The 17,879-nt window shown below is 64.4% G+C and carries 17 protein-coding genes; 9 read left to right on the top strand and 8 right to left on the bottom strand.

Annotated features, from left to right (window positions below):
- The first annotated feature begins 96 nt into the window (after positions 1–96).
- The gene (locus tag PGP17_RS12730; protein ID WP_270375731.1) at positions 97–1,491 is read left to right on the top strand and encodes a M48 family metalloprotease; all 1,395 of its coding nucleotides are present in this window, start codon (positions 97–99) and stop codon (positions 1,489–1,491) included.
- A gap of 39 nt (positions 1,492–1,530) precedes the next feature.
- Positions 1,531–2,277: a DsbA family protein gene (locus tag PGP17_RS12725; RefSeq protein ID WP_270375730.1), complete on the top strand. Its 747-nt coding sequence runs from the start codon at positions 1,531–1,533 to the stop codon at positions 2,275–2,277.
- A gap of 6 nt (positions 2,278–2,283) precedes the next feature.
- On the opposite strand, the gene PGP17_RS12720 is transcribed toward PGP17_RS12725, so the two are convergent.
- Positions 2,284–3,078: a thiazole synthase gene (locus PGP17_RS12720; RefSeq protein WP_135943573.1), complete on the bottom strand. Its 795-nt coding sequence runs from the start codon at positions 3,076–3,078 to the stop codon at positions 2,284–2,286.
- Positions 3,079–3,082: 4 nt separating this feature from the next.
- On the bottom strand, positions 3,083–3,292 hold the full coding sequence (gene thiS / locus PGP17_RS12715; RefSeq protein WP_135943572.1) for a sulfur carrier protein ThiS: 210 nt from the start codon (positions 3,290–3,292) through the stop codon (positions 3,083–3,085).
- Between the two features lie 95 nt (positions 3,293–3,387).
- Here thiS and aroQ point away from each other — a divergent pair, with 95 nt between their 5' ends.
- Genes aroQ through aat form a run of 4 tightly spaced genes read left to right on the top strand, consistent with a single transcriptional unit; the run spans position 3,388 to position 6,387 of the window.
- Positions 3,388–3,837 carry a type II 3-dehydroquinate dehydratase gene (gene aroQ, locus PGP17_RS12710; RefSeq protein ID WP_270375728.1) on the top strand — a complete coding sequence of 150 codons (450 nt, stop codon included), beginning with the start codon at positions 3,388–3,390 and terminating at the stop codon, positions 3,835–3,837.
- Positions 3,838–3,863: 26 nt separating this feature from the next.
- Positions 3,864–4,364, top strand: a complete 501-nt coding sequence (gene accB / locus PGP17_RS12705) for an acetyl-CoA carboxylase biotin carboxyl carrier protein (protein WP_270375727.1) — start codon at positions 3,864–3,866, stop codon at positions 4,362–4,364.
- 15 nt (positions 4,365–4,379) lie between these two features.
- On the top strand, positions 4,380–5,726 hold the full coding sequence (gene accC, locus PGP17_RS12700; protein ID WP_135943569.1) for an acetyl-CoA carboxylase biotin carboxylase subunit: 1,347 nt from the start codon (positions 4,380–4,382) through the stop codon (positions 5,724–5,726).
- A 10-nt stretch (positions 5,727–5,736) separates the two neighbouring features.
- On the top strand, positions 5,737–6,387 hold the full coding sequence (aat, locus tag PGP17_RS12695; RefSeq protein WP_270375726.1) for a leucyl/phenylalanyl-tRNA--protein transferase: 651 nt from the start codon (positions 5,737–5,739) through the stop codon (positions 6,385–6,387).
- Here the strand turns inward: aat and PGP17_RS12690 are convergent.
- From PGP17_RS12690 to PGP17_RS12680, 3 genes are read right to left on the bottom strand one after another with little or no spacing between them, the layout of a single operon-like run.
- Positions 6,354–6,767, bottom strand: a complete 414-nt coding sequence (locus PGP17_RS12690) for a DUF2155 domain-containing protein (RefSeq protein WP_270375724.1) — start codon at positions 6,765–6,767, stop codon at positions 6,354–6,356. The genes aat and PGP17_RS12690 overlap by 34 nt on opposite strands.
- A 21-nt stretch (positions 6,768–6,788) precedes the next feature.
- On the bottom strand, positions 6,789–7,271 hold the full coding sequence (mlaD, locus tag PGP17_RS12685) for an outer membrane lipid asymmetry maintenance protein MlaD (protein WP_135943566.1): 483 nt from the start codon (positions 7,269–7,271) through the stop codon (positions 6,789–6,791).
- 5 nt (positions 7,272–7,276) lie between these two features.
- A complete protein-coding gene (locus tag PGP17_RS12680; RefSeq protein ID WP_270375722.1) occupies positions 7,277–7,684 on the bottom strand; it encodes an NADH:ubiquinone oxidoreductase subunit NDUFA12 in 408 nt (135 codons plus the stop codon).
- Between the two features lie 191 nt (positions 7,685–7,875).
- On the opposite strand from PGP17_RS12680, the gene PGP17_RS12675 reads away from it, so the two are divergent.
- Positions 7,876–10,479: a TSCPD domain-containing protein gene (locus PGP17_RS12675; RefSeq protein WP_270375720.1), complete on the top strand. Its 2,604-nt coding sequence runs from the start codon at positions 7,876–7,878 to the stop codon at positions 10,477–10,479.
- A gap of 608 nt (positions 10,480–11,087) precedes the next feature.
- On the opposite strand, the gene PGP17_RS12670 is transcribed toward PGP17_RS12675, so the two are convergent.
- Positions 11,088–11,726 carry an exonuclease domain-containing protein gene (locus PGP17_RS12670; protein WP_270375719.1) on the bottom strand — a complete coding sequence of 213 codons (639 nt, stop codon included), beginning with the start codon at positions 11,724–11,726 and terminating at the stop codon, positions 11,088–11,090.
- Positions 11,727–12,162: 436 nt separating this feature from the next.
- Here PGP17_RS12670 and PGP17_RS12665 point away from each other — a divergent pair, with 436 nt between their 5' ends.
- Complete coding sequence (locus PGP17_RS12665; RefSeq protein ID WP_135943562.1) at positions 12,163–12,657, top strand: pentapeptide repeat-containing protein; 495 nt, start codon at positions 12,163–12,165, stop codon at positions 12,655–12,657.
- A 75-nt stretch (positions 12,658–12,732) separates the two neighbouring features.
- Positions 12,733–14,013: a pentapeptide repeat-containing protein gene (locus tag PGP17_RS12660; RefSeq protein ID WP_270375716.1), complete on the top strand. Its 1,281-nt coding sequence runs from the start codon at positions 12,733–12,735 to the stop codon at positions 14,011–14,013.
- Between the two features lie 63 nt (positions 14,014–14,076).
- On the opposite strand, the gene aspS is transcribed toward PGP17_RS12660, so the two are convergent.
- Positions 14,077–15,894 (bottom strand): aspartate--tRNA ligase, encoded by a 1,818-nt coding sequence (gene aspS, locus PGP17_RS12655; protein WP_270375714.1) that lies wholly within the window; start codon positions 15,892–15,894, stop codon positions 14,077–14,079.
- A gap of 501 nt (positions 15,895–16,395) precedes the next feature.
- Positions 16,396–17,811, bottom strand: coding sequence for a hypothetical protein (locus tag PGP17_RS12650; RefSeq protein WP_270375712.1), 1,416 nt, complete (start codon positions 17,809–17,811; stop codon positions 16,396–16,398).
- Positions 17,812–17,879: the final 68 nt, after the last annotated feature.

Here is a 17,879-nt window from a genome sequence, read left to right as displayed (position 1 = left end):
CGCCACTTCACATGCTTGTGTGGCCTGACGGGATGAAAGCTGGTGCGGCTCGCGCTACACTGATGGTGATGCGGGGGCGCAGGAGATGAGGCTTCAATGCGGTTTATCTATCGGCTTGTGTTCGCCCTGAGCCTTGCGCTTGGCGTATCCGCTCAGTCCTTCGCTCAAGGACTGATCCGCGACGCCGAGGCCGAGATCATGATGGAGCGCTACGCTGATCCGCTGATCCAGGCGGCCGGTCTGAACCCGGATTCGGTGGATCTCTATCTGATCGGCGATATGGAGTTCAACGCCTTCGTGACCGGCGGGCAGAACATCTTCATGCATACCGGCGCTATCGTCATCGCCGACCAGCCCATCGAAATCAAAGGTGTACTCGCGCACGAAATCGGTCACATCGATGGCGCGCACCTGGCTCGTTTCGGCGATGCGTCGCGCGGGGCATTGGCGACCATGGCAATGACCGTCGGCCTGGGCCTCGCGGCCGCGCTGGCAGGCGAAGGCGGTGCCGGAGCGGCCATCATGGCCTCCGGCAGCCAGTTCGCGACTCTGGACATGCTGCGCTATACGCGCGCCCAGGAAGCGGCTGCCGATCAGGCCGCCGCGAACTATCTCGAGGCCACGGGGCAGTCCGGACGCGGCCTGGTCGCGACGTTTGAACGCTTCCGTTATCAGGAAGTCATGTCCCGTCAGCGCCAGATGGAATATTTCCGCTCGCACCCGCTGTCCGCCGACCGCATCGGCGCCCTGAGGCGCAGCGTCGACAACTCCCCCTATGTGGACGTGACCGACACCCCGGAGGAGGTCGACGAGCTGCGCCGTGTCCAGGCCAAGATCATCGGCTTCATGGTTCCGCCGGCCCAGACCTTCAATCGATATCCGGAGAGCGATACGTCGATCCCCGCCCGGTACGCGCGGTCGGTTGCGTATTTCAAGCGCGGCGACCTCGATCACGCGCGAGCGGAATTGCAGACCTTGATGGATGAAGAGCCGGAGAATCCGTTCTTCCGCGAGCTGGAAGGTCAGATGCTGTACGAAAGCGGATTCATCGCAGAGTCCATTGCGCCGTACGAGCGTGCGGTGGAGCTCATGCCGGACTCCCCTCTCCTGCGCATCGGGCTGGCTACCTCGCTGATCGCGGCCGGCAGTACCGAACAGCTGGAATCGGCCAAGGCGCACTTACGTTTCGCGCTTACCGAAGAGCCGCAAAATTCGCTCGGCTGGTACCAGCTCTCGATCGCCCACCAGGCGTTGGGCGAGCAGGCGCTTGCCGAACTTGCAACGGCGGAACGCGCCTTCTCGGTAGGAAATAACGTTGAAGCCTATCAGTTCGCCACGCGGGCGCATGAGAGCTTGGAGAGCGGTACGCCTGCCTGGGTTCGCGCGGCGGAGTTGAAGGCGGTTGCCCAACCCTCGCCTGACGAGATTCGCGAATGGAATCGCAATCAGCGTCAACGGCAACCGCTTGCCCCGTCCCGGGGTCTCCGTTAAGTCCCGGCTTAGCCGCTTCCACCTGACAGGAGTTCATTGATGCGATCGCTTTTTGCCGGACTGTTTGCGCTCGGCCTGGTGGCTTGCGGCCAAGGGGCGCAGGACGCTCAGGCGCAAGATGGCAACTGGACTCAAGATGAGCTTGAAGAGCTTGTTCACGCCTACATCGTGAACAATCCCGAAGTCATCGAACAAGCCTTGATCGAACTGCAGCGCCGGGCGCGCCAGCGCGAGCAGAGCTCGCTATTCGAGAGTGTCGAAAACTCGAGCGCAGCCCTGTTTGAAGATCCGCGCGATCCGGTCGCCGGCCCGGATGATGCGGCCGTCACCATCGTTGAGTTCTTCGATTACAAATGCGGCTTTTGCCGTCGCTCGCATGAGTGGGTCACCGACGTTCTGGACGAGCACGGCGACCAGGTTCGTTTCGTATTCAAGGAATTCCCGGTACTCGGGCCGGAATCGGTAGAAGCGTCCCGTGCCGCGCTTGCCGTCTGGCGGACGCAGCCCGAGCGCTATCTCGCCTTCCACGACGCGATGATGGGTTCCAGCGGACCGCTGCCGAGCGCCCGTATCGACGATCTGGCCGAAGATTCCGGCGTGAATGTCGAGACCATGCGCACCGAGATGGAGAGCGAGGCCGTGTCCGATCACATCGCTGAAATCCGGGCACTCGCTCAGAACATCGGGATCACGGGAACGCCCTTCTTCATCGTGGGCGATGCGGTCATCCCCGGCGCCGATATCGCCGGCCTCGAGCGTGCGCTCGGCGAAGCGCTCGGCGGCTAGCCTTCCTCAGATCAAGCCGGCCAGCGGGCTGGACGGGTCTGCGTAGCGCTTGCGCGGCATGCGGCCGGCCAGATAGGCCTCGCGCCCGGCGATGACGGCATGCTTCATCGCGGTCGCCATTCGCACAGGATCCTTGGCCTCCGCAATGGCGGTATTCATCAGGACCCCGTCGCAGCCGAGTTCCATGGCAATGGCGGCGTCGGAGGCCGTGCCGACCCCCGCATCGACGATAACCGGGACCTTGGTCTGTTCGATGATCAGGCGGATATTGACCGGGTTCTGGATGCCGAGCCCCGAGCCGATGGGCGCGCCCAACGGCATGATGGCGCAACATCCAGCCTCTTCCAGGCGCTTGGCGTAGACCGGGTCATCGGAGCAATAGACCATCACCTCGAAGCCCTCCTTGAGCAGCATTTCGGCTGCGCGCAGGGTCTCGGCCATGTCGGGATAGAGATGTTTCGGGTCGGACAGCACTTCCAGCTTCACAAGATTCCAGCCTCCCGCCTCCCGCGCGAGGCGCAGCGTCCGGACTGCGTCTTCACCGGTAAAGCAGCCTGCAGTATTGGGCAGGAAGACATAGCGCTCCGGATCGATGTGATCGACAAGGCGCTCCTTGCCGGGGTCTGACAGATTGACCCGGCGTACCGCCACGGTGATCATCTCCGCGCCGGAGGCCTCCAGGGCCCGGGCGTTGAGCGCGTAGCTCTCATACTTGCCCGTGCCGATGATGAGACGCGAGGACAGAGCCCGGCCCGCAACGACGAGACGGTCTTCCGGCTTCTGATCGGGTAGTCCGTCCATAGGCTCAGCCTCCTCCGACAAAATGAACGATCTCAAGACGGTCGCCCGCCTCGATCTCTATCTGGCCATACGCCGAACGTGGCGCGATCTCCAGATTACGTTCCACAGCAACCTTGCGCGGCTGAAGCGACAATTCCGTCAGCAGCCCCTCCAGCGTCAGTCCCGCCGGGACATCGCGCGGTTCGCCGTTCACCGTTATGCTTATTGCACTCATGGCTCGGTCTTTTCTTGTTTCTTCGTATCTTCACGTCGTAAAACCGCCGCCCGCAGTCAAGGCTGCGATCCGACTTCGAGCACAGGGCCGGGACGATGACCAAGCCGATCCATATTCTGAACGGGCCGAATCTCAATCTGCTCGGTACGCGCGAGCCTGGCATATACGGCCGGGAAACGCTGAACGACATCAAGGCGCGATGCGAAGCGGAAGTGGCCGGACTGGGGCTGGGCTGTGTCTTCCGCCAGTCCAATCATGAAGGCGTGCTGGTCGAATGGATCCACGAGGCGCGCGCAGACGCCTCCGCCCTGCTCATCAACCCGGCAGCTTACGGCCATACCTCTGTGGCTTTGCACGACGCGCTGAAAGCGCTAGACCTGCCAATCATCGAAATACACCTCTCTCAGCCACTGGCGCGCGAGAGCTTCCGTCATCATTCCTACGTCAGCCTCGTTGCCGATGGTGTCATATCCGGCTTTGGCGCGTTGGGTTATGTGTTAGGGATCAAGGCCGCCGCTGAGATCATCGCGAACGGCGCGGCCTGAAAAAATAGAAGAAGGGCACGGCATACATGGCATCCAACCCGTCTCAGCAGAACGATTCCAAGCTCGCACGCGATCTGGCAAAGATCCTGCGCGATTCGGAACTGACAGAGATCGAGCTCGAACGCGGCGAACTGCGTATCCGCGTCGCGCGTGAAATTCATGCCGCTCCGATCGCCTACGCGCATGCGCCGGCCCCGGCTCCTGCCCCGGTACCGGCTGCCGCGCCGCAGGCGGCCAGCGCCAATCCGCCAGAAACACCGGCTTCGACGAAGGCCGCCGATCCGGCCAGCCATCCGGGCGCCGTCAAGTCGCCGATGGTGGGAACCGTCTACCGCAAACCCAATCCGGAATCGCCGAACTTCGTTTCGGTTGGCGACGCAGTGAAGGAAGGTGACACCATCCTGCTGATCGAGGCGATGAAGACCTTCAATCCGATCACAGCACCCTCGTCCGGCAAGATCACCGAAATCCTGGTCGACGACGCCCAGCCGGTCGAATACGGCGAGCCCCTCTTCATCATCTCCTGATCCGGGCGCAATCTCATGTTCGACAAGATCCTCATCGCCAACCGGGGCGAGATCGCACTTCGCATTCACCGCGCCTGCCAGGACATGGGCATCCGCACGGTTGCGGTGCATTCCGAAGCCGACGCCGACGCGATGCATGTGCGCCTGGCCGATGAAAGCGTGTGCCTGGGGCCGCCGCCGGCAGGGCGTTCGTACCTCAACGTGCCCTCGATCATTGCCGCAGCCGAGATCACCGGCGCGCAGGCGATCCACCCCGGCTATGGCTTCCTGTCGGAAAACGCGCGCTTTGCCGAGATCGTCGAGGCCCACGGCCTGGTCTTCATCGGTCCGAAGCCCGAGACCATCCGGCTGATGGGCGACAAGATCACGGCCAAGCAGGCCGCGGCCGATGCCGGTATTCCGGTCGTGCCCGGCTCTGGCGGTGCGATCACGGACATGAAGGAAGCGCGTCGCATCGCCAAGGAGATCGGCTTTCCCGTGCTGATCAAGGCCGCCTCCGGCGGCGGCGGGCGCGGCATGAAGGTCGCCGAGAGCGAAGACAAGCTGGAGCAGGCCCTCCAGACCGCGTCGACCGAGGCGAAGGCCGCCTTCGGCGACGGTGCGGTCTATATCGAGAAGTACCTCGGCAAGCCGCGTCACATCGAAATCCAGGTCATGGCCGACCAGCACGGCAATGTGGTTCATCTTGCCGAGCGCGATTGTTCGCTGCAGCGCCGTCACCAGAAAGTACTGGAAGAAGCCCCCTCCCCGACCCTCACCGATGAAGAGCGCGCCCGCATCGGCAAGACGGTGACCGATGCCGTTCGCAATATCGGTTACCGCGGCGCGGGAACGGTCGAATTCCTCTACGAAAACGGTGAGTTCTTCTTCATCGAAATGAATACCCGCCTGCAGGTGGAGCACCCGGTCACTGAAGAGATTACCGGTATCGATCTGGTGCGCGAGCAGATTCGCGTCGCCAATGGCGAAGTGCTGGGCTTCACCCAGGACGAGATCAAGATCAACGGCCATGCGATCGAATGCCGGATCAACGCCGAGAATCCGTTCACCTTTGCCCCTTCGCCCGGCAAGGTGACCGATTTTCACGCCCCCGGCGGCCCAGGCGTGCGCCTCGATAGCGCACTGTACTCCGGCTATTCCATCCCGCCCTATTACGACAGCCTCATCGGAAAGCTGATCGTGCACGGACGCAGCCGGCAGGAAGCCCTGCTGCGCCTTCGGCGCGCGCTGCAGGAGATGGTGGTGGGCGGTGTCGAGACGACCATCCCCCTCCATCTAGAGCTTCTCGAACAGCCCGAATTCATCAGCGGCGACTATCACATTCGCTGGCTGGAGCAGTTTCTGGCCGAGCGCGGACAATAGGAGGGGCCGCATGCGCGGCTTCGGTGTCGAGGAATTGCTGGCCTGCTACCGCCGGGGGGTCTTCCCCATGGCCGAAGCACGCGACGATCCCCGGATATTTCTGCTGAACCCGGACGAGCGGGGCATCCTGCCGCTGCACGAATTTCATATTCCGCGCAGCCTGAAAAAGGTGGTTCGTCAGGACATGTTCCACGTCACGGTCAATCGCTGCTTCGACGCGGTGGTGAATGCGTGCGCGGCGCCGGGCCCCGGGCGTGAGGAGACCTGGATCAACCAGCCAATCCTCAATCTTTACCGGGAGATGCACCGCGCAGGTCATGCCCATTCGCTGGAATGCTGGAAGGACGGCGCGCTGGCCGGGGGCCTGTATGGCGTTTCGATCGGGGCGGCGTTCTTTGGCGAGAGCATGTTCTCGCGCGCGACCGATGCCTCCAAGGTTGCGCTGGTTCATCTGGTGACCCGCCTGCAGGCCGGCCAGTACCGCTTGCTGGACGCGCAATTCACGACCGCCCACCTGGAGCGCTTCGGCGCGCGGACCGTGTCACGCCACGTCTATGCGGCCAAGCTGGACGATGCCACTGACCACGAAGCCGACTTCTTTGCGCTTCCCGACGGCCTCTCGGGGCCTCAGCTCCTGCAGTCGATCACCCACACGTCATAGACAGGGTGTTCGAGCGGATTGAGCGCCGGGTTGGAGGCAAACATCCAGCCGGAGAAGATTTCCGCGCCGTCGACATCCGACCCGAACCCGTCTGTGCGGCGATCGAAAACTTCCATGAAAACAAACGTCTCGGGCGGTTCTTCCGGCGGACGCCGGCGGCAATACTTCACTTCGATCTCGAGCGCTCCGAACTCGACACGCTCGCCGACCGGCGCTTCGAAATCCCGGGTACGGGCCGTCACCTTGTCGAGCCCGCGCAGGATCGCCACGGAACCGGGCTCCGAGCCCGGCTCGTCAGCGTCGGGCAGGGACTGGGCCTGCGTCTGGGCCGTCAACGCGGAAGCCGCCAGAATCGGAAGAAGAAACGCCTTGATCATCATGGGGTGAACGCTCGCACCGCTTTACGGCGATGTCGAGGCACTGGAATCCGAATTGGAGGTCCCGCGCTGACTCATGAACTGACCGATCAGATCGAACAGGTCGATGGCGCCCTGGGTGAACTCGATCTCTCCGCCGGCCTCCAGCATTTCCATCGCGCCGCCCGGCTCGATCTCCACGTAAGAGCCTCCGAGAAGCCCGGCCATGGCAATCTTGGCCGTTGAATCTTCAGGGATTTCAACATCCGAACGAATGGTCAGATGGGTGCGCGCGAAATAGGTCTGGGTGTCGAGCGAGATGTCCGACACCGTGCCCACGGAGACACCGGCGACGCGCACGTCGGCGCCCCGGGCGAGGTCGCCGATCGAGTTGAACCTGGCATTGACCGCATAGCCGCTGCGGCCCGGCCCCTCGTCGAGCTGGCCCTGCGCGTAGAACAGGAACAGTCCGGCGGCGGCCAGGACGATCAGACCGATCAGGGTCTCGAGAACAGCACCGCTTCTCATTGATCCTATCCTTCCGGAGTCCAGCTCTCATAGTCGGCGGTCGTGCGCTGGCGCTCGCGGGCCGAAGCCAGCGAACCCTTTGGACGATAAGCGTGAATCGTGCCGGTCATATTCGGCTGGTGATCCTTTTCCCAGGCATGGCGCGGCAGCGGCGTCTCGCTGGGCGGGGTGTCGAAGGTGTGGTGCATCCAGCCATGCCAGTCGGACGGAACGCGGGAGGCGTCGGCATAGCCCTTGTAGATCACCCAGCGGCGGCGGGTCTTGCCGGCGCCGGTTCCCTTGCCCTCGGCCTCTTCGAAGTAGCGGTTGCCGGTTTCGTCCTGGCCGACGAACTTACCCCCGCGCGAAATCGTCCACAGCGTGCCCAGGGTGGCACCGTCCCACCAGGCGAAAAGGCGTTTGAAGAAGAGCATGATCGAGGCGGTCCTCTAAGGGGTGTGTGTCTCGCGCGCGACTATGCCCACGCAGGCCGCCCGGGTCCAGTGACGGTGCTGTCAAACACGCCGTTTGCAGTCCGGCTACGGCTTTTTCGACACGCCGGGCCGGGACGCGATACCATAGCAGGCGATTCGCGTTTCCCGCCCCGTTTATCCCCGGAGTTCCCATGGCGCTCGATCCCCGACTGACCGGCCCCGAGGCCCCTCACACCGACTGGGAAACGCGCGACCTATCCCTCGCCGATCCCGATGCGCTGGAGGCGGGCACGCCTGTCCCGCTGCGGGTTCCGGCCCATTTCGACGCCGCCTCAATCCTCGGCTTCGCGGCCCTGACCGGATACGAGCTGGACCGCGGCGGCGATCTCGAACAGGCCATTACCGAGCTGGCAGAGCGCATCGTTTCCCAATGGGATCAAGACGATAGAAAGCTCGCCGCAGCCGAGCTCGCCGCCAGCATGATACGCTGCGAAGCTGCACCTACCTCCATGCGCGAAGACCATCATCCGCTGCCCCCCGTCGGCTTGAGCCATGCACGCGCGCTACTCGATGATGTCAACGCGCATGCGGCGGGCAGCGCGGCCGCCGATCTCGGCGCGCGCGTCCTGCGCGAGCGTCTGGAATCGGTCGCGTCGGCGTGCGTGAACTGCGACGGGACACCGGAAGAATGCTTCGATCCGCGCCGCAACCGGGCGCTGGCCCGAGCCGTGCGCGCCGCGCGCCGGGACGGCGCGCCGGACGCGATGATCGAGCGGGCCATCTCGCGCGCCCGCCAGGGCATCACCGAGGTAGAGGCCGGGCTCGATCTCTCCCCGCCCGCACCCCGGGCACAAAGCCTGCGCCTGTCCCCCGATTTCTTCGACGCGGTGGATGGCGACGCGCGGCTGGACGGTCTGGACGAGACCCCGCGCGCCCTGCTCGCCCGGATCGCCGAGACGATCTGGACCCATGGGACGCCCAGGCTCGAGTTCAAACCGCAGGACAAGCATGAGCCGGCCGCCGTGCTGAACCTTGCCGCCTTCGTGACCGGGGGCGAACTCGACCGGGACGCGCTCGCCCACGCTGCCGCCCTCTGGGGCCGCGCGGCCGAGCCGGCCGGCGCGCTGGGCCTTGCCAATCTGGCCGCCGCCCTGATGCGCCTGCATCTGGCCTATGACAGCGACGCCGCGCGCGAGACGGCCGCCTCCCTCGTCACACTGGTCCAGGACCACTCCCCGGCCCCGGTCTCGCTCAAAGCGCCCGACGGGCCTTGCTGCGATGCGCTGGGCCTGGACTCGATCTCGATCCACCCGATTGCCAGCCTGGTGCGCGCGGGCGACCTGACAAAGAGCGCCCGCATCGCGCTGGAAGCGGCCGGAGACGAGGCAAGCCGCGCCGCCATCCGCCACGCCACCGGGCGCGGTACGCTGTCCGGGCTCGGCGCGGACTGGCTGTCCGCCCTGCAACGACAGGGGCTGGACGATGAGGACTTGGCGCGCATCGAGGCGATGATCGCCGACGGCATGGCCGTGCGCCACGCCTTCAACCGCTGGACGGTGGGCGAAGAGATTGCGCGCCGCTGCGGGCTTGCGCCCGAACAGCTCGAAGCGGCCGGGGCGGGCCTTCTGGAAGCCTTCGGCGTCAGCACCGAGGACATCGAGGCCGCCGAACGTTTCGTCCACGGCACCGGCCAGCTGGACGCGTGCAGCGCCCTCTCGCCAGAGCTGCGCGCCGTGTTCGCGGCACCCTCGCTGGAGGCGCGCCTGGCCATGGCGGCCGGCATCGAGGCGGCGAGCGGCCAGTCCTGCGACCTGGAGCTGGCCTTGCCCGGCTCGGCCGGGATTGACGAGGTCTCGCGTCTCATCGTCTCGTGCGCGCGCCGCGGCCTGCATGGCGTGACGCTGCGCCGCGAGGGCGACGCGCTCTACGACCTGCTCAACACGATCGAGTTCGAGGGCGGCGATTACGGACGGCGCGAATTCGTCGCCGAGGAGCGCGTGGTCGAGAAGGTCGTGGAACGCATGGTCGAAGGCCCGGCCCGGCGTCGCAAGCTGCCCGACCGGCGCAAGGGCTATATCCAGAAGGCCACGGTGGGCGGCCACAAAGTCTATCTGCACACCGGCGAGTTCGACGATGGCGAGCTCGGCGAAATCTTCATCGACATGCACAAGGAAGGCGCGGCCTTCCGCTCGCTGATGAATAATTTCGCCATCGCGATCTCCATCGGCCTGCAATACGGCGTGCCGCTGGAGGAATTCGTGGACGCCTACGTGTTCACGCGTTTCGAACCGGCCGGCCCGGTGGAAGGCAACGACTCCATCAAGTACGCCACCTCCATCCTGGACTATCTCTTCCGCGAGCTCGGCACCTCCTATCTCGGACGCGAGGATCTCGCGCAGAGCGACGGCCCGAAATCGGACCCGGCGGCGCTGGGAGACGGCGTGGCGAAGGAAAAGATCGTCGAGGCCGACCCCAGCAAATTCATCTCCAAGGGCTTCTCGCGCGGCCAGCTGCCCGACAATGTCGTGATGCTGGCCGGGCCGAGAAAGGCGCGCGCGGCGCAAGCCGGGCGCGCCGGCGCGCTCGACGAGGAGGAGGATTTGTCTGCGAGCGGAGTATCTGGCGGGGCTTCCGGCGGTTCAGGTGGCTCGGGCAGCGTGTCCAGCGTGGCCCGCACGGCCGACAGCTATTCCGGCGACCCCTGCCCCGAATGCGGCCACTTCACCCTGCTTGAAAAAGGCAGCACCCTCGTCTGCGACGCCTGCAGCTGGTCGGGCACGCCGCCGGGGGGCTGACCCTACTGGTCTTCCTCACACCTCTTGAAATCCCGGGCCGCGAAGCGGACCCGGGACCGGGTGACCATCCAGCTCCAAGGCCCCGGCTCTGCGCCTTCGGCTTGGCCGGGGTTTCAGCATTGGTTGAGAGTCCAGGCACAACCCCCAACACAAATCGCGCACGTCTCTTTCCCAGCGGCCGCTGGGATCCAGAGAGCGTAGAGTGCCGTCATCCGATGACGCCGCCCTGTCCTCTCTGGGTCCTGACTTTCGTCAGGAAAGAGGAGTCGATTTTTCAATACCTTAAACTGGCCCTTCCCCGGCAGAACCGCCTGCCCCCCTGAAATCCCGGGCCGCGCAGCGGACCCGGGACCTCAGGCGATCCTGCGTCTCCGAGGCCCCGGCTCGGCGCCTTCGGTTTGGCCGGGGTTTCAGCTCTATTTGAAAGTCGAGGCGCAATCATCAAGACAAATCGCGCACTCCTCTTTCCCAGCGAATGCTGGGATCCAGAGAGCGTGGAGCGCTGTCATCCGATCACGCCGCCCGTCCTCCCCTGGGTCCTGACTTTCGTCAGGAAAGAGTCGTGGAGCGGGAGAAGGAGAGTGGGGGAGTGAGCCTGCGCCGCCGTGTTACTCACGGAGCTCTGCGGCCATCAGCGCGCGGTAGAATTGAAGATTCCATGCGGCGCCGGATTGGCCAGTGTGTTCCAGGGGATCGCTGGTTTCCGGTTCGATGCCGAGCGCTTGCGCGATCTCGCCGCCGTAAAGGCCGCGATAGCCGCGCCCCCAGGCCAGCGACGGCAGGTCCACCATGAAATAGGTAAACAGGTCCGACACCCCGCCATGGCCCTCCTCCTTCAGCCAGGCGTCCACGAAGGCGCGGTCGAAATGGGCGTTGTAGGCGGTGAAGAGCGCGGTGCGGCCGCCCGCCATCTCGTCATGAAACGCCAGGAAGGCGCGGGCCGCCTCCGCCTCGCCGGATGCGTCGAGCTCGGCCCAGCGGGCCTCGTCGAAGCCGTTGATGCCCCGCGCGATCTCACCGGCGCGCTCGGGATGGTCCGGGGTGATGCGGATGAAGAACTCGCCAAGCACCTCCCCTTCAAGATCGGTGTAGACCGCCCCGATATCGATCATCTCGTGATGGCCGGGCTCGAGCCCCGTCGTCTCCACGTCGATGATGGCGAGCACGAAGGCGTCCGGATCGGTCTGCGGCGTCACCGGCTGGACTGCGGCGGCAGCAAGGGCGGCGGCGAAAAGGGCGTGAAACATGAAAAGGGTCCTCCCGGATGATCTGTGCGGGAGAGCCTAGCAGGGCGTTGTGACGGCCCTGTCTCAGACGAGCGGTTTCAGGCAGGCGCCCCGTCCTCTCTGGGTCCTGACTTTCGTCAGGAAAGAGGGATTTCGGGAGAAGCGCGTCATCCGACCCTTCGAGGCTCGCTACGCGAGCACCTCAGGGTGAGGGAATGGGTGACATCGGATGATTGTTTGACTGCGATACTGGCATCAGGCGTCCAACCCGCCCCCTCATGCTGAGGTGCCCGGCTTTGCCGGGCCTCGAAGCATCGGATGGCGGGCGTGAGCCTATCTGCCTGAGGCCCCGGATCGCCTTTAGCGTCCGGGGTTGCAGCTTTAAAAGGGTAGAAGCTGGCGCGGCGCTTGCAGGAGGCGGGCTGGACCCTTGCATCAGTGGCTGGAGCATGCCGAGATGAAACAGATATTCCTCAGCGTGATCGTGGCGGCGCTTCTGCCGGCTGCGGCCAGTGCCCAGAATGCGGGCCAGATCGCCTCGGTGCAGACCGGGCAGTCCTGCCCGGGCTGCAATCTGTTCCAGGCCGATCTCGCCTATACCGACCTGCCGGGCATCGACCTGTCGGGCTCACGCCTGCGCCAGGCCGATCTAAGCCTGTCCACGATGAACCGCGCGCGCTTCGACCGGGCCAATCTGTCGGTGGCCAATTTATTCGGCGCGCGCTTTACCGCGGCGAGCTTTCGCGGGGCCGATCTGAGCGGGGCCAATGCGGTCGGGGCGTATTTCGGCAGCGCGGACATGACCGGCGCTAACCTGACCGGCACCAATCTGTCGGGCGCCGAGATGGAGACCGCACGCGGGCTGACGCAGACCCAGCTTTCCTCTGCCTGCGGGGATGCGCGCACACGCCTGCCTGCGTCACTGTCCGTGCCCCCTTGCGACCCTAGGTAACATTGCCGTCAACTCTCCAACGGGTTACCGCCTTTTAAGTCGCTTTTGGCGGTCGCCGGTTGTACCTGTTGGGCCATGATGCTGCGAACTTTGTTCATTGGAGTGGCCGGCGCGGCCGCACTGTCGGGACCGGCCCGGGCCGGCGGCGAGGGCGAACCCCATCGCCGCCTCGTCATCGGCGGTGACTGCGTCGCGTGCGACTTTGCCGATTCCAACCTGGCCAATGCGCACCTTTACGGCGGCGATTTCTCCGGATCCAATTTCGAAGATGCCCATCTGGTCGGCGCGCGCTTTGCCAACATCACGGTGACGGGCGGCAATTTCCGCGATGTCAGCATGGCCGATGCGCACCTGTCGGGTGCGTCCTTTGCCGGCGCCGATTTCGGCGATGCTCTCCTGTCCAATCTGCGCAGCCAGCGGGTGAACTTCACCGGCGCGAACATGCGCGACGCGATGCTGGCCGATGCCGCCCTGGTCCTGACCGATCTCAGCGGGGCGGACCTGAGCGAGGCAGTCTTCGTGAACGCGGCGCTGCGCCTGTGCGATTTCCAGGCCGCCAACCTGATCGAGAGCGATTTTTCCGGCGCGCGGATCACCAATACCAATATGCGCGGCGTGAACGCGCGCGAGGTCCGGTTCGACGGCGCCATTCTGGAGCATGTCGATCTGAGCGGGGCCGATCTGCGCGAGGCCGATTTCAGCGGCGTGCGCCTGGTCGATGTGAATTTTTCCGGCGCGCAGATGCGCGACGTGACCGGGCTCGAGCAGGAGATGCTGTCGAGCAGCTGCGGGTCGCCGGCGACGACTTTGCCCGGCGGGCTGAGGCTTGCCCCCTGCCCGCCCGGCGGCACGCCCGGTGCGGTGACGCTGGACCCGTCCGCATTCGTGGTCGCCGGCAATGAACGCTCGCGCCAGCGCGAGATGGAAGCGGCGCGCGTCGCCTTCCGCTCGGCGATGAACGATCTGGAACGCTCCAACATCCGCAGCGAGGTGCTCAACTCGCGCGCCCTGGCCGAAGCCGCGCGCGAAGGCTTGCGCGAGGCCGCCCAGGCCATCAGCGAAGCCCAGATGGAGGCGCGCGGCAGCGCAATGGACGCCGGCGAGCTGGAAGCCATCGTGATGAGCGCACTGCGCCAGGTGCGCGCCGATCTGGAAGACGATGGCGGGTCGAGCTGGGAGTTCGATTTCGTGCGGTCTGAATCCGGCGTGCCGATCGAGATCATCCTCAACCAGGCCAATGCCCGCCTGGCCGAGGCGCCGGAACCTGTGCCAGAGCCTGCACCGGAACCCGAAGCTGTGCCCGAACTTGAAGGCGGCGGCAAACCCAGACCCCCCGCCATTCCCGACCGGCGATAGAAAAAGGCCCGCAGCATCGCTGCGGGCCTTGTCTTTTCACGTCCAGGTACCGGAGCGGAGGCGTCAGCCGGGCTTTTTCTGCTCGGGCAGCACGGTGCGCAGGTGAAGTTCGCGCAGCTGGCGCAGCTCGGCGGTCGCCGGAGCGTTCATCATCAGGTCGCGGGCCTGCTGGTCTTTCGGGAACATCACGACTTCGCGCAGATTCTCCACACCGGCCAGCAGCATGACGATGCGGTCCACGCCCGGCGCGATGCCGCCGTGCGGCGGGGCGCCGTAGCGGAAGGCGTTGAGCATGCCGCCGAACGCCTCTTCCACGACGTCTTCGCCGTAGCCGGCATATTCGAAGGCTTTCAGCATGACGTCGGGACGGTGGTTCCGAATCGCGCCGGAGGACAATTCCACACCGTTGCAGACAATGTCGTACTGGTAGGCCTTCATGGCCAGCAGCGTCTCGTGATCGTCCTTGTCCAGCGCCATGAATTCGTCGGGATCCATCTGGGGCATGGAGAAGGGGTTGTGCGAGAAATCGACCTTTTTCTCGTCTTCGTTCCACTCATACATCGGGAAATCGACGATCCAGCAGAACTTGAAGACGCCGTCCTCGAACAGGTCGAGCTCGCGGCCGACCTGGTTGCGCGCGCGCCCGGCAAAGGCGACGAAGTCCTTGGGGACCCCGGCCGCAAAGAAGACCGCATCGCCGGCCTTCAGGCCGAGTTGCTGGCGGATGAGTTCGGTGCGCTCGGGCCCGATATTCTTCGCGATCGGTCCGGCGCCTTCGACCTGGCCGCCCTCCTCGCGGAACATGATGTAACCCAGGCCCGGCTGGCCTTCTTTCTGCGCCCAGCCATTCATGCGGTCGCAGAAGGCGCGGCTGCCGCCGGTCGGGGCGGGAATGGCCCAGACCTCGACCTTGGGGTTCTTCTCGATCATCCCGGCAAAGACCTTGAAGCCCGACCCTTCGAAATGGGGCGTGACGTTCTGCATCTCGATCGGGTTGCGAAGATCGGGCTTGTCGGAGCCGAACTTGCGCATGGACTCCAGATAGGGAATGCGCGGGAAAGGCAGCGCGGTGACGGCGTTGTCGCCGGAGAACTCCTCGAACAGGCCCTGCAGGACCGGCTCGATGGAGTTGAACACGTCTTCCTGCTCGACAAAGCTCATCTCGATGTCGAGCTGGTAGAACTCGCCCGGCGCGCGGTCGGCGCGCGCATCCTCGTCGCGGAAGCAGGGCGCGATCTGGAAATACCGGTCGAAGCCGGAGACCATGATGAGCTGCTTGAATTGCTGCGGAGCCTGGGGCAGCGCGTAGAACTTGCCCGGGTGCAGGCGCGAGGGCACGAGGAAGTCGCGCGCGCCTTCCGGACTCGACGCCGTGAGGATCGGGGTCTGATACTCGGTGAAGTTCTGCTCCACCATGCGCCGGCGGATGGAGTCGATGATCCTGGACCGCAGCACGATGCGCTTGTGCAGGCTTTCACGGCGCAGATCGACATAGCGGTGCTTCAGGCGCACTTCTTCCGACCAGTCCGGCTCGCCGAACACCGGCAGCGGCAGCTCCTCGGCCTCGGAGCGCACTTCGAGATCCTCGACGCGCAGCTCGATCTCGCCGGTGGGCAGGTTGGCGTTGACGGTTTCCGAACTGCGCGCGACGACCTTGCCGGTCAGGGTCACGACGCTCTCCACGCGCAGGCGCTCGAGACGTTCGAAATTGGGATTTTCCGGCTCCAGCACGCATTGCGTCAGACCGTAATGGTCGCGCAGATCGATGAAGAGCAGACCGCCATGGTCGCGCTTGCGGTGAATCCATCCCGACAGCCGCGCCGTTCCGCCCACATCGGGCTTGCGCAGCTCGCCGCACGTATGGGTGCGATAGGCGTGCATGAAGTCGTGTCCTCGATTGTCAGCGCCGCTTGAAAAACGACGCGGCGGAAAGGGCAACGGAACGCGCGCGATGTCAAGGGATCGGGCCGCTACACGGCGGCTTTCGTGCGGGCGGATGCAGTGGCGCACTGCGCTTGGGGGCGGAACCCAGGCCCGTGTCTTTCTGACAAAAGTCAGGACCTCACCGATCATGAAGCGCCGCCATCAAGGGACGGTCCCTGGCCTCTCTGGATCCCGGATCAAGTCCGGGATGACGAAGGAATTTAAGTTATTTAAAAGTATACACTTTTCGTCATTCCCGGCTTGATCGGGAACCCAGAGATCGTGAGCCGCCGGCATCCGATGGCGGCAGTCTCGCCTCTCCTCACCCCGGCTTCCGCCGGATGATCGCTGAGGTCCCGGGTCCGTTGCGCGGCCCGGGATTTCAGGTTTTGAGGGAAGCGCTTGCGAAGAGAGCGGAGGGGGTGGCGCCGGGTGAACAGGTGTGTCCCCGTTTTACCCTCATCTCGCTCGCGCTGCTTCTGCTGCAAGGATGGCTTCGACGCCGCTATCGATACCGCGCCGGTAGTCGGAGAAAAGCAGCGGAGCGTCCAGATCAATCTCGACCGAACCTACCTCGACACCGAAAAGGATATTGACCCAGAAACACCGCGACCAGTCTGTGCAGCCATTCTCCCAGTCATGATAACCGGTTGAGACAAAGATCCCGACATCGGAGTTCGGCAAACGCATACCGTTGCCGCCACCCTCCGCCCAGAACTGCGCATCGTCGCCCATCGCCGCACCGGCATGGATGGCGTTCTCACCGCCGCTATGAAGGGCATAGAAGGCTGTGACGATGCCAGCCGAGAAGGTATCGCCATCGGTAAGGACGTAAATGCGGCCCCCGGGCTGTACCAGCTCGTCAATCTTGCTCATGACGGGCATGGCAAGGGTGTAATCACCCCCCGAATTGGCTCTGAGGTCCAGCACCAGATACCGCGCCGGATTTTCGCGCAGACTGCTCGCTTGATCCTGGAGCCAGGCCGATAGCGGGGTTTCTGGATCGCCGTACACATTGCGCATGCGCCAGTATGCGCCGCCATGGTCGAGCGTGTCGGCCCACAGCGCCTGCGGTGGATGACGACCATACCAGGTCGCCTCGGTTGTGGCGGAGTCAAGAAAGCGCCAGTCATGAGCGCTTTGCGCCTCATACTCGTGGGTTTGCGCCAGCGAATACCGGTAAACCGGGAAGAACCGGGTCGGCTCACTTTCAACGCTCAGCGTTTGCGAGAAAACCGTCCCGTCCGTATCCACAAGCTCCAGCGATACCGTATCGGGCCGGTCGATCAATCCAATGGCATGAAGCGAGGCGGGCGCTGCAAAATGGTAGGCTGTGTTCTGGCGCAGGAATGCGTCATTGCCTCCAAAATAGGGATCCAGTTGCGGATAGAGTGTTTCAGGGTCCTGCCCCTCGTAAGCCGCGACTCGTGTCCCGATCAGATCGGCATGTTCGGCATGGGCGCGAACGATATGCAGCCCATCGGCAAACCAGGCGAACCGCACGGGAAGGCTGTTGAGACGATCCATCGTGGAGCGTGTGCTCACATTGGTATGCCCGTTCTCGGTTATGGCCGCAGCTGCCGCCACCTCCATGAGAAACCGGGCCTCGCTCAGCGTGTCCGCGCGCCCTTCCAGCTCATCAATATGGGCGTTGAGCGCAGCCATCTCAGATTCGGAAAAGCTCCTGTCCGCTTCCGGCAGGCGGCGCAGATAGTCGAGATCCTGTAACCGCGCCTCTGTCGCAGTGGCAGGCTCGGGATAGGAGGCCTGCGGTATTTGCGGCGTGAAACGCCAGATAAAAAGGCCAAACACCGCCCCGCTGACGATGACGAGCGCAATAACCAGAGCGAGGATAACGAGAATAAAGCGCTTCATTGTTGGACTACTCTCTTTAAGTCGCCCGGCGGACAACATGGCCGTTCGGTTGAGACACAGCGTGTGCC

It is taken from the genome of Marinicauda sp. Alg238-R41, assembly GCF_947331485.1.
Taxonomy (GTDB): Bacteria; Pseudomonadota; Alphaproteobacteria; order Caulobacterales; family Maricaulaceae; genus Marinicauda; species Marinicauda pacifica.
This window is presented reverse-complemented; position numbering and strand designations above follow the sequence as displayed.